Origin of the sequence: Epilithonimonas hominis (assembly GCF_003730015.1) — a bacterium.
Classification (GTDB): domain Bacteria; phylum Bacteroidota; class Bacteroidia; order Flavobacteriales; family Weeksellaceae; genus Epilithonimonas; species Epilithonimonas hominis.
The window spans coordinates 1-8,306 of record NZ_RJTU01000081.1; the positions used below are offsets into that span (position 1 = coordinate 1).

Consider the following 8,306-nt stretch of genomic DNA (forward strand, 5'->3'; position numbering starts at 1 on the left):
GTTGTGAGACGGATTCTTCTATTTTATACTTTATCCAGCTGCACAGTAAAGTGTCTCAGGATAGCTGGCTCGCGTTTTATTTTATAGCCTTTTGAAATTTCGTTTCGTCTTTCGAAAACATTTTTCACGGCCGCCGCCACATAATCCATATGATTATTTGTGTAAGTTCTTCTCGGAATTGCCAATCGTACCAATTCAAGTTTTGGATATCGGTTTTCTCTGGTTTCAGGATCTCGGTCTGCCAGTAATGTCCCGATTTCTACACCACGGATGCCGGCTTCTTTGTAAAGTTCAATTGCCAAAGTCTGTGCCGGAAATTCTTCTCTTTTTATGTTGGGCAAAAAATTAAGCGCATCAATAAAAACAGCGTGTCCGCCAATAGGTTTCTGAACAGGTATCCCTGCTTCCATCAACTGGTTCCCAAGATATTCCACCTGCGAAATCCTACTCTCCAAGTAAGGAAATTCAGTAGCTTCTTCCAGACCCGCAGCCAATGCCGACATATCCCTTCCTGCCATTCCGCCGTAGGTAATAAACCCTTCATAGATTATCGTGAAGTTAGATGCTTTCTCAAAAATCTCTCTGTTTTTCAAGGCGATAAATCCACCAATATTTACCAGACCATCCTTTTTGGAGCTCATCGTCATTCCGTCTCCATAAGAGAAAATTTCTCTACAAATTTCCTTAATCGTTTTGTGCTGCTGCCCTTCTTCTCTTTTCTTTATAAAATAAGCATTTTCCGCAAATCTTGCCGAGTCAAACAAAACTGGAATCCCATATTGGTCAGATAATTTTTTTACGGCTTTGATGTTATCCAAAGAAACCGGCTGTCCTCCGGACGAGTTACAGGTAATGGTAATCAAACAAAAAGGAATTTCTTCTTTAGGATGTGTTTTGTAAACAGCTTCCAATTTCTCAAGATCAAGATTACCTTTAAAGGGATGAAGATTATTGATGTCAAAAGCCTCGTCAATGGTACAATCGATGGCGTGGGCTTTTCGGAATTCGATATGACCTTTTGTAGTATCGAAGTGAGAATTTCCAGGAACCACATCACCTTCTTTGACTAAAACCGAAAAGAGTACATTTTCTGCGGCACGACCTTGGTGCGTTGGTAACAGATAAGGAAAACCCGTGATCTTTTCAACAGTTTTTTGTAAAGCTTCGAAGGAGCGCGAACCGGCGTAACTCTCGTCGCCAATCATCAGCGCAGCCCATTGCTTGTCGCTCATTGCGCCTGTTCCACTGTCGGTAAGCAAATCGATAAAGACGTGTGAACTTCTTAAATTAAATAAATTATAGTTAGCCTCTTTCAGCCATTGTTCGCGTTGTTCTTTTGTGGATTGATATATTTCTTCGACCATTTTGATTCTAAATGGTTCTGCGTATGGTAGTTTCATAATAGATGATTTTGTTGGACGATAGATGCAGGAAATTTGATGTTCCACATCGCAAAAAATTGAATTTTATCCTTGATGTCCACAGCAAACAATGAGAAAGTTTAAAAACTTCCATCATCTGACATTTGACATCTGAAATCTAACAAAAAACTACTCTGGTGCTTTGAAAACGTTGTCATCTGAATGGAAACCGGCTACACCTCCGCTTACGGCAAATTTCATCGCTTCCGCGGCACTCATTCCAGTTACCTCTTTGATATTATTATATTTGGTGATAATTACCCAGCCGGAAACGGCGTAAGAATGCGGAAGATAAACTGCCACCATTTGATCGAGATGAACAACTGACATATCGGACTGAGTGAGAAATCCAATTCTCCATATTTCCGGCGTCTCATTAGTTTTTACCCAAACAGGAACATTGAATTTTTTCTTATCTCCCACAAAAGATCCCAAAACATCTTTTAGCGACGTGTAGATGAATTTGATTCCCGGGATATGTTCCAGAACATAATCTATACCATCTACAATCAGTCTTCCGATAATAAATTTGTTTCCGAAATAGCCGATAAATGTGGTTCCGAAAATGACGGTAAAGAAAATCAGTCCAGGAAATTTTTCCGAAATAGATGGAATGATATTGTCGATGCTGAAAACGATGGACCAGATGATCCAAACCGTAATGGCAAAAGGACCAATGATTATCAGTCCCTGTATAAAAGACCGAAGAAAAAGCCGAAGATAATCGTTAAAGCTTCTGTTCATCGTATATCGCTCACAATGAGCTCTGTTTTATCCGTGTATTGTTTCTTTATTTCCGTAGGACTGTATGACCTGCGCTTCATATTCCAGCCATTCTTCCCAGCGTTTGTTCACCTTTTCCGGCTCTCCGATTTGCCTTGCAAAACCGATAAAAGTGGTGTAATGATTGGCTTCGGAAATCATCAGATCATTGTAGAAATTTCGTAGCTCTTCATCTTTGATATTTTCTGTGAGCACTTTAAAACGTTCACAACTTCTGGCTTCTATCATCGCTGCAAAAAGCATTTTATCAACAAGAAGGTTCGTTCTGTTTCCCCCTTTTACAATAAACTTTAGCAAATCGTTGACATAGTCATCTTTGCGCGTTCTTCCCAAGACACCGCCTCTTTTTTTGATGATCTCGTGCACCTGATGAAAATGTTCCATTTCTTCTTGTGCAATAGCTAGAAGTTCGGTTACCATATCTGTATGCTCTGGAACCATTGTTATGAGTCCGATGGCGTTGGTAGCGGCTTTTTGTTCGCACCAGGCGTGGTCTGTGAGGATTTCTTCCAGATTGTCTTCTGCGATATTCGCCCATCGTGGGTCCGTAGGAAGTTTGAGACGAAACATTTTATTTTTTTTGTAAAAATAAGGATTTGAGCGCTTTCTTAAATACTTTGTTTATAAAAATTCGTTTCCATAATCATAGAGCATTACGCAAAATATAAAATGATAACTACAATCAATGGCACGAATGTTGAAAAATCACCATCAACCAAATAATAAAATTATGAAAAATTCAACTCTAATCAATCGTGCTAAATTATTTATTTTTAGCTTTTTAGCAATTTTCTCATCTGTTTTAACTTTTGCACAAGACTCTGCAATTGTAAAAACTACTAATGTGACATCGACCTCAACTGAAGAATGGCAAACCAATCCGACGTATTGGATTATTGGTGGCGTTGTACTTATCGTCATTGTTGCTATCGTCGCAATGAGCGGAAGAAAGAAAAACGATTAAGATTTATAAGGCGCTTTTAGAAGCGCTTTTTTTTATGGATTCTTAGAAGCTGTTTTCGCTCTTAAAAATGCCAAAACCGTCCAACCCAAATCATCCACTTTCTTCAAACCTTTGGATATAACCACTGCCAAAAGAATATTAACCGGATAAATAATTAAAACCAAAAGATACCACGGCATCAGATCCTTCATCGGAACCACGAGAAAATAGACTAAAGAGGAACTCATTCCCTGGGCAAAATAAAAGAAAATGGCATTCTGACCTACATTAGTGAAGAAATTGGGCTTTTCGATTTTTAGTCGATTATAAAAAACAAATAATGTGACCAATGAAAACAAGGTCCAAATGATATATGGGATTTTCGGCGGAAACTTCTGTTTGTTTAGCTTGTAGAAGATTTCGCCTCCATAATTCCAAAACATCCAGACTAACGCTAATCCCACCAATCCATATAAAACAGGAATCATTTTGGCAGATATTTTTTTGCCTCTCATTCTATTCGCAATTAGGAAAACTGCCATATAGAATGCGACGTAACCAACTTGTCCATTGGGATAATATTGTGGAAATATATTGAATATCAATGTCAATGCAATACAAATCCCAATAAACCAATCGATGTGTTTGGGGAAAAAGCGTAGAATCAAAACCCCTAGAACTGTCAATATATAATAGACTTTCAAATACCAGAAACTACCCATCACTACCGGAAATGTGTCGCAATTTGAATATTCGTGCAGATACCAATTTCCGAGTATATCCCATTGAGGAACAGACGAAATGCTGGTCGGAACATATTTGCTCCCAAACGTCGAGTAAAAATCTTTCAGCCATTCAAAGGAAAAAAACGTCAATCCAAAAACTTTGAAAAAATAATCTAGAAAGAAAAGAAACGTCACAAAAATCATATAAGTGATCTGTAATTTCAATAACCTATAAAGCGTTTTTTCAATATTATTTCCGGATGTTATTCCGCTTAGTGCATAGAATAATGCCACGTCAAATACAAGAGAAAATACTCTGGCTTCAGTGGGCATATAAAACTGTCCGCTCCAGAACGCCGTATGAATGAAAATAATGGAAATGGTGGCAACGCCTTTGGCAAAGTCAATGTATAGATCTCTTTTCATTTAAATGGTTTTTATAAATTTTCAATTCTAATTTTATCATTCCGGAGGAAACGCAGTGGATTAGATCCCCCCGGAATGACTGAGATTCTTCTGATTGTTTTTAAATATTAAAGATTTCACTAATTATTTGAAAGTCAAAAATATCAATATTTTCCACAGTTCTTTATAATTATTTAACTTTTACTACTCGATAGTTATCCTTATTTTTGAAAGTTCAATTCTACAGATGTCAGATATCATTCAGCTTTTACCGGATCACGTTGCCAATCAGATTGCTGCAGGAGAAGTGGTGCAAAGACCAGCTTCTATTGTGAAGGAACTTTTGGAAAATGCCGTGGATGCAGGCTCAGATAAAATCCAGCTTATCGTTCGCGATGCCGGGAAAAATCTGATTCAGGTGGTGGATAACGGAATTGGCATGTCAGAAACGGATGCAAGACTTGCCTTCGAACGTCACGCTACATCCAAAATCCGCTCTACGGAAGACATTTTTAAAATTGCGACCAAAGGTTTCCGTGGCGAAGCTTTGGCATCGATTGCCGCTGTGGCTCAGGTTGAGCTAAAGACTAAGCAAAAAGATTTGCCTGTAGGAACCAATATTTATATCGAAGGTGGACAATTCCAGTTTCAGGAGCCAGTTCAGACTGTCGAAGGTTCTAACTTTTCCGTCAAAAATCTTTTTTACAATGTTCCGGCCAGACGTAAGTTCCTGAAGAATGACAATGTAGAATTCCGTCATATTATTGATGAATTTCAGCGTGTTGCACTCGCCCACGAATATATCGAGTTTGAATTATTCCATAATGACGAACCGATTTTCAAACTAAGAAAAGGCGGACAGATGCAGCGCATCGTAGATGTTTTCGGAAGGAAACTGCAGCCGCTTCTGATTCCAATTAAGGAAGATCTGGGTTGGGTTAATCTGCAAGGTTACGTCGCCAAACCCGAAGGTGCCAAAAAAGTACGAGGCGAGCAGTTTTTCTTTGTCAACGGAAGATATTTCAAAAGTGCTTATCTCAGCAAAGCGGTTCAGGAAGCCTTTGACGGACTACTACAGCCGGGTTATATTCCATCATTTTTTCTTTATCTGGAATTGGATCCGGAGAAGATTGATGTCAATATACATCCCCAGAAAACGGAAGTGAAATTTGAAGATGAAGCATTAATTTTTGCCCTGATGCGTTCCACTATCAAACGTTCTTTAGGGATTTACAATGTTGCACCTAGCCTGGATTTCGAAAGAGACCCGAAAATGGAAGCTTTTTTTGCGCCTACACCTAGCAAAAGCAACCACAGTTCTCCAATGCCTTCCGCCATTAATGTTGATCGGGATTTTAATCCTTTTACAACGCAAAAAACATCTACCGAAGAAATCATTAACCTTACTGATCTTTACGATGTTACGGCAACGGCAGCGCCTTCCAAAATCAATCTTTTTGAAGACGATGACTTGGACGAGGATTTATTTCGTCTTCCAAACGGCTACTGGCTGCTCAACAAAGATGGACAAACGTATATGCTGGATCTTGGCAGGATGCACAGAGTTCTGATGTCTTCGCACCAAGAAAATCTTCCTACTAAAAAAGCCGGACAAAGCCTATTGTTTTCATTGGAATATCATCTTAATGAAATCGAGAAAAATAAATATAAGTCGATCAAAAAATACCTGCCGGATTTCGGTTTCGAAATGACTTTGGCTCAAGAGAATGTTCTCAGAATCGAAGCTGTTCCGGAAGCTTTAAAAGAATCGCAAGTCATCAAATTCTTAGAAAAAATATTTGAAGTCCTGGAATACAGAACAGAAGAAGACTTCTATAAATATTTTGAATACCAATGGGTTAAGCTAAAAACCAAATCGAAATTCGATTTCATTTATAAAACTGAAGTTGAGCAATTGGTCAAAGATTTTATGGATCTTGGTTTTCCTCAATATACTGTGAACGGGAAAAAATGCTGGCTGGAAGTTCCGTTTGATGACTTCAAAAATAAATTTTAAACTATGTTTTCACAACTGACACCTGCTACGAAGAATATTATCATCATCAATGTGATCTTCTTTGTAGGTACATTTTTACTACAAAATCTTAACATTGATTTAGAATCATTATTGGCAGGCTACTTTCCACTGTCTCCAAATTTCAAATCCTGGCAGATAATTACACATATGTTTATGCACGGAAGCATACTACATATTGCTTTTAACATGATGACGCTATGGAGTTTCGGACCAGTTTTGGAACAGGTTCTGGGACAGAAAAAGTTTCTGATTTTGTACTTTGCCTCAGGCTTAGGAGGTTTTGCATTGTACAACATCTGGAACTATTATGAAGTGAGTCAGATCACTAATTTTTTGACAAGTCAGGCTTATGACATCCACGAAATATATAAGTATGCGGATAATAGTTATTCTGGAGAAATGCCAATTAATACTAATTCCGAGTCGGTAAGAGATGCTGCTCAACAGCTTTTCATCATTCTTAAAACCCCTATGGTTGGTGCTTCCGGTGCTATTTTTGGGGTGATAGCCGCATTTTCCACATTGTTTCCTGATGCTAAACTGATGTTTATGTTTATTCCGTTTCCTATTAAGGCTAAATATCTGACACCGATTATTATTGTTGTTTCTTTATTTTTAGGATTCAGGCAGTTTAGCGGAGATAACATCGCTCATTTCGCACATCTTGGTGGTGCGCTAATCGGTTTTCTCTATATCTGGAACTGGAAAAAGAACAGAGACAGGATTCAATAATGGGAATCTTACGTTTAATCTTAAGCATTTTTCACCTCATTATAGTATTAATGCTTTTTGGCACTATAATGAACGCTTATATTGCGCCTAACGTATTTGGGATGCTTGACCTGCTTTCGCTTGCATTTCCGATACTTATGATTATCCACATCTTATTGTTGATTTTCTGGATCATCAGTTGGAGAAAAAGAGCAGCAATCTTTCTTGTCTTAACGCTTTTTTTTATCACGCCTGTAAGACGCTGGATCAATTATACACCTGCAAAGAAAGAAATTCCGAATCTTAAAGTCATTTCCCTCAACGGAAAATCAGGGAAATTCGGTGATGAGAATATCTACCGTTTTCTGAATAAGCAACAAGCGGATGTAGTGCTCACTCAAGAATACAAAAGTGCTGAAAATCTGAAGGGCTTTGAATATTTTGAGCGCCGTTTTCCTGTTGTCAAAATTCAATCGAGATTCCCAATCCTTAGAAGTGATATTGTAGAAACTGACGCAAAAAACGGTCGCTGTATATTTGCCGACATCAAGGTAAATAATAAAGTCATCCGCTTTGTTAATGTCTATATGGAACCATTTTATATTGAAAAACAAATGGTTAAACCTGGTGATAATCTCAATGAAAACGAGAAGAAGTTTAAAAATATTCTTCACATGCTGATTCCCACCTTCCGGAAACATCAAAATCAGATTATTCCTATCAAAAGCTTCATAGAAGGTTCACCTTATCCTGTGATAGTTGCCGGGGATTTCAACGCTGTCCCTAATTCTTATGAGTATTATAAAATATCCGAAGGTCTTCAAGATGTTTTTCTAAAGGTAGGAAGAGGCAGTGGTACAAGCTTTCATGACTTTAAATTCCCTTTAAAAATCGACCATTTTTTCGCTGCGGAATCTATTGAACCTATTAGCTATAAAGTTGACCGAAGTGTCAGGATTTCAGATCATTTTCCGGTAATCGCAGAATTTCGTGTTAAATAATTTTGGATATTTGTTTTTATGAAATCGCAAGGTCTAGAAAATATATACAAGTATGATGATTGGCGATTACATATGACCCCTGAAAACAATATACATCTGCTTATGAAACGTATTATTATAGTTGCATTTTCTGCAATGTTATTTTCCTGCTCCAAAAACGAGTCATCGTATGCCGCGAAAGAAAATTCTGAACGAGCTCCGCAAATTACTTAGTCTCTCCTTAAACCACCTATAATTTACTGATTATTAGTATTTTGGTTTTAAAATAGCTTGTTTTTT

8 protein-coding genes are annotated in these 8,306 nt (G+C 37.8%); 4 read left to right on the forward strand and 4 right to left on the reverse strand.

Features of this window, described 5'->3' with window-relative positions; translation table 11 throughout:
• Positions 1–23: 23 nt before the first annotated feature.
• The 3 genes from EGH73_RS13000 to miaE form a co-directional block, all read right to left on the reverse strand.
• Positions 24–1,400, reverse strand: a complete 1,377-nt coding sequence (locus EGH73_RS13000) for a tryptophanase (RefSeq protein ID WP_123282205.1) — start codon at positions 1,398–1,400, stop codon at positions 24–26.
• Positions 1,401–1,550: 150 nt separating this feature from the next.
• Positions 1,551–2,165: a DUF502 domain-containing protein gene (locus EGH73_RS13005; protein WP_123282206.1), complete on the reverse strand. Its 615-nt coding sequence runs from the start codon at positions 2,163–2,165 to the stop codon at positions 1,551–1,553.
• A 27-nt stretch (positions 2,166–2,192) separates the two neighbouring features.
• Positions 2,193–2,774 (reverse strand): tRNA-(ms[2]io[6]A)-hydroxylase, encoded by a 582-nt coding sequence (miaE, locus tag EGH73_RS13010; RefSeq protein ID WP_123282207.1) that lies wholly within the window; start codon positions 2,772–2,774, stop codon positions 2,193–2,195.
• Positions 2,775–2,934: 160 nt separating this feature from the next.
• On the opposite strand from miaE, the gene EGH73_RS13015 reads away from it, so the two are divergent.
• Entirely contained in the window at positions 2,935–3,168 is a 234-nt protein-coding gene (locus EGH73_RS13015) for a hypothetical protein (protein ID WP_124801271.1), read from the forward strand.
• A 32-nt stretch (positions 3,169–3,200) separates the two neighbouring features.
• Here EGH73_RS13015 and EGH73_RS13020 read toward each other — a convergent pair whose 3' ends face one another.
• Entirely contained in the window at positions 3,201–4,298 is a 1,098-nt protein-coding gene (locus tag EGH73_RS13020; RefSeq protein WP_123282208.1) for an acyltransferase family protein, read from the reverse strand.
• 226 nt (positions 4,299–4,524) lie between these two features.
• Here EGH73_RS13020 and mutL point away from each other — a divergent pair, with 226 nt between their 5' ends.
• From mutL to EGH73_RS13035, 3 genes are all read left to right on the forward strand, one after another.
• Complete coding sequence (gene mutL, locus EGH73_RS13025) at positions 4,525–6,294, forward strand: DNA mismatch repair endonuclease MutL (protein ID WP_123282209.1); 1,770 nt, start codon at positions 4,525–4,527, stop codon at positions 6,292–6,294.
• A gap of 3 nt (positions 6,295–6,297) precedes the next feature.
• Positions 6,298–7,047 carry a rhomboid family intramembrane serine protease gene (locus EGH73_RS13030; RefSeq protein WP_123282210.1) on the forward strand — a complete coding sequence of 250 codons (750 nt, stop codon included), beginning with the start codon at positions 6,298–6,300 and terminating at the stop codon, positions 7,045–7,047.
• A 68-nt stretch (positions 7,048–7,115) separates the two neighbouring features.
• Positions 7,116–8,027: an endonuclease/exonuclease/phosphatase family protein gene (locus EGH73_RS13035; RefSeq protein WP_245985537.1), complete on the forward strand. Its 912-nt coding sequence runs from the start codon at positions 7,116–7,118 to the stop codon at positions 8,025–8,027.
• Positions 8,028–8,306: the final 279 nt, after the last annotated feature.

Excerpts from the sequence above, each read along its gene's own strand:
- EGH73_RS13000 (WP_123282205.1), bottom strand. The coding sequence starts at position 1,400 with ATGAAACTACCATACGCAGAACCATTTAGAATCAAAATGGTCGAAGAA.
- EGH73_RS13005 (WP_123282206.1), bottom strand. The coding sequence starts at position 2,165 with ATGAACAGAAGCTTTAACGATTATCTTCGGCTTTTTCTTCGGTCTTTT.
- miaE (WP_123282207.1), bottom strand. The coding sequence starts at position 2,774 with ATGTTTCGTCTCAAACTTCCTACGGACCCACGATGGGCGAATATCGCA.
- EGH73_RS13015 (WP_124801271.1), top strand. The coding sequence starts at position 2,935 with ATGAAAAATTCAACTCTAATCAATCGTGCTAAATTATTTATTTTTAGC.
- EGH73_RS13020 (WP_123282208.1), bottom strand. The coding sequence starts at position 4,298 with ATGAAAAGAGATCTATACATTGACTTTGCCAAAGGCGTTGCCACCATT.
- mutL (WP_123282209.1), top strand. The coding sequence starts at position 4,525 with ATGTCAGATATCATTCAGCTTTTACCGGATCACGTTGCCAATCAGATT.
- EGH73_RS13030 (WP_123282210.1), top strand. The coding sequence starts at position 6,298 with ATGTTTTCACAACTGACACCTGCTACGAAGAATATTATCATCATCAAT.
- EGH73_RS13035 (WP_245985537.1), top strand. The coding sequence starts at position 7,116 with ATGAACGCTTATATTGCGCCTAACGTATTTGGGATGCTTGACCTGCTT.